We start from the raw sequence: 2,943 nt of genomic DNA, 5'->3' as shown, positions 1-2,943 counted from the left end.
CGTTATCTCTTTAGGCGGTATCATCAGCGCCAAATCCGTCCGAGTCGCAGGCGATAAGATCGACGCAAGTATCGTTAACTATGTCAAGGAAAAATATAGCCTGCTTATCTCGGAGCGCGCGGCTGAGGAGATTAAGATCAAGATCGGCACAGCGGTGCAACAGCAAAAAGACCTTACCTACACGGTCAAAGGAAAAGATCAGATCAGCGGGCTTTTAAGCTCGGTCGATCTTACGAGTGAGGACGTTAGAGAGGCAATCAAAGACTCGATCAGAGAGATCGCCGATGCGTTAAAATTTGTCCTTGAGAGCATTCAGCCCGAAGTCGCCGCCGACATCGTCGAAAACGGCGTCGTGCTAACGGGCGGGGGCGCGCTCATTCGCGGATTAGATAAATATCTAAGCGACACCGTAAAGCTTCCGGTTTTCGTCGCGGACGAGCCACTGCTGTGCGTCGCAAACGGCACGGGAAAAGCCCTAGAAGAGATCAAATCGCTAAAACAAGCGGCAAATGACTAATCTCAAACTCCTCCTCGTCGCGGTTTTGCTGGTAGCCGTTTCGCTTACGTTCGGCTCGTATATCCACGGCAAATTTATCGGATTTGCAGGAGGAATTTTAGAGGTTTATTACGGCGTGAGCGATCGGGTAAAAAGCGCTGTAAACGAGCATTTTAACCAGGCAGAGACGATCAAAGCTCTACGAGAAGAAAATGCCGAGCTAAAAAAATCGGCGATGCTGCTTAGTACGTTCGCGGGCGAGCTGAATAAAATTTTGATCGATAAAAACAGCTCCGTCTACGAGCCCAAAGTTCAGCTCGTAAAGGCGCTGAGCTATGCAAATCTAAACGACTACAATAAATTCTTCGTAAATTTTGAAAATTTTAACCCAAACAAAATTTACGGCCTCATCAGCGAGGGCAAGACCGCGGGAATCCTAGTAAATAAAGATGGGCGCCCGCTTGCGATCTTACAGCGCGACGAAAAGAGCAACTTCTCCGTTTTCATAGGAGATACCCAAATTCCTGGCGTCGCAGGTGGCGAAAATAACGAGCTCGTGGTTAGATACATCCCGCAGTGGCTCGATCCCAAGGTAGGCGATGAGGTGCTTACCAGCGGCAAGGACGGAATTTTTTTTGCCGGCGTGCCGGTAGGGAAAGTTAAAGAGATTCAAAACGGAAAGTTATACAAAAGCGCCGTCGTAGAGCCCTACGTGAGCTCCGAGATGCCGGCGTTTTTGTATGTCGTTACAAAGGAAAATTGATGCCCAAAATAGATGATATTAAGACGATTTTACTGATCGGCAGCGGTCCGATCGTAATCGGTCAGGCGTGCGAGTTCGATTATAGCGGCACGCAGGCTGCCAAGACGCTAAAGAGCCTCGGATACCGCGTAGTGCTAATAAACTCTAACCCCGCTACCATTATGACCGATCCCGATTTTGCCGACGCTACCTATATCGAGCCGATCACCAAAGAGAGCATTTTGCGTATCATAAAGCGCGAGGGCGTCGACGCGATCCTGCCTACGATGGGCGGACAGGTCGCGCTAAACGTCGCGATGGAAGCTTACGAAAGCGGCGAACTAGCAGGGGTAAAATTTCTAGGCGCCAAGCCTGAAGCGATAAAAAAGGGCGAGGATAGAGTGAAATTTAAAGAGGCGATGATTAAGATCGGAATGGATCTGCCCAAATCCAAATACGCTTACAACATCGAAGAGGCGATGGCTGCTGCAAATGAGATCGGCTTTCCGCTCATTATCCGCGCCAGCTACACCCTGGGCGGCGCAGGCAGCGGCGTGGCGTACAATATCGACGAGTTTAAAGAGGTCGCGCAAAATGGGCTAGACGTGAGCCCGATAAATGAAATTTTGATCGAAGAGAGCCTGCTTGGATGGAAAGAGTTCGAAATGGAGGTGATCCGCGATCATAAGGACAACTGCATCATCGTCTGCTCGATCGAAAATTTCGATCCGATGGGCGTGCATACGGGCGATAGCATCACGGTTGCGCCCGCTCTGACGCTCACCGATAAAGAATATCAAGCGATGCGCGACGCGAGTTTTAAAATTTTACGCGAGATCGGCGTGGATACGGGCGGCTCGAACGTGCAGTTTGCGGTGAACCCTGAAAACGGCGAGATGATTGTGATTGAGATGAACCCGCGCGTGAGCCGTTCGTCCGCGCTGGCTTCCAAAGCGACGGGCTTCCCGATTGCGAAGGTGGCGGCGAAACTGGCGGTCGGCTTTACGCTGGACGAGTTGCGCAACGACATCACCGGCGGCCGCACGCCCGCGTCGTTCGAGCCTTCCATTGACTATGTGGTAACCAAAATCCCGCGTTTCGCGTTTGAAAAATTCCCTGCCGCAGACGACCGCCTGACCACGCAGATGAAATCCGTAGGCGAAGTGATGGCGATGGGCCGCACGATTCAGGAAAGTTTCCAAAAAGCCCTGCGCGGCTTGGAAACGGGCTTGTGCGGCTTCAATCCGAGAAGTTCCGACAAAGCGGAAATCCGCCGCGAACTGGCGAACCCCGGCCCTGAGCGTATGCTGTTTGTGGCAGATGCGTTCCGCGCGGGATTCAGTTTGCAGGAAATCCACGACATTTGCGCCATCGACCCTTGGTTCTTGGCGCAAATCGAAGACTTGGTGAAAGAAGAGCAGCAGGTAAGTGCAGGCTGCCTGCAAGATTTGGATTTCGCCGCCTTACGTCGTCTGAAACGCAAAGGCTTCTCCGACAAACGCATCGCGCAGCTTTTAGGCGTAAAAGAAAAAGAAGTGCGCGAACACCGCTACGCGCTGAAGCTGCATCCCGTGTATAAACGCGTGGATACCTGCGCCGCCGAGTTCGCCACCGAAACCGCCTACCTCTATTCCACTTACGAAGAAGAATGCGAAGCGCGTCCTTCCGACCGTAAAAAAGTGATGATTCTCGGCGGCGGCCCGAA

The 2,943-nt window shown here is 52.0% G+C and carries 3 protein-coding genes; all 3 read left to right on the top strand.

Annotated features, from left to right (window positions below; all coding sequences use genetic code 11):
* A partial coding sequence (locus tag Q0605_RS09090; RefSeq protein WP_298706380.1) for a rod shape-determining protein occupies window positions 1-517 on the top strand: 517 nt, incomplete at its 5' end.
* Window positions 510-1,259, top strand: coding sequence for a rod shape-determining protein MreC (gene mreC, locus Q0605_RS09085; RefSeq protein ID WP_297880231.1), 750 nt, complete (start codon window positions 510-512; stop codon window positions 1,257-1,259). The genes Q0605_RS09090 and mreC, both read left to right, overlap by 8 nt.
* Window positions 1,259-2,943: carbamoyl-phosphate synthase large subunit (carB, locus tag Q0605_RS09080; protein ID WP_298706378.1), on the top strand; the 1,685-nt coding region annotated here is incomplete at its 3' end. The genes mreC and carB, both read left to right, overlap by 1 nt.

It is taken from the genome of uncultured Campylobacter sp., assembly GCF_938017705.1.
Classification (GTDB): Bacteria; Campylobacterota; Campylobacteria; order Campylobacterales; family Campylobacteraceae; genus Campylobacter_B.
This window is presented reverse-complemented; position numbering and strand designations above follow the sequence as displayed.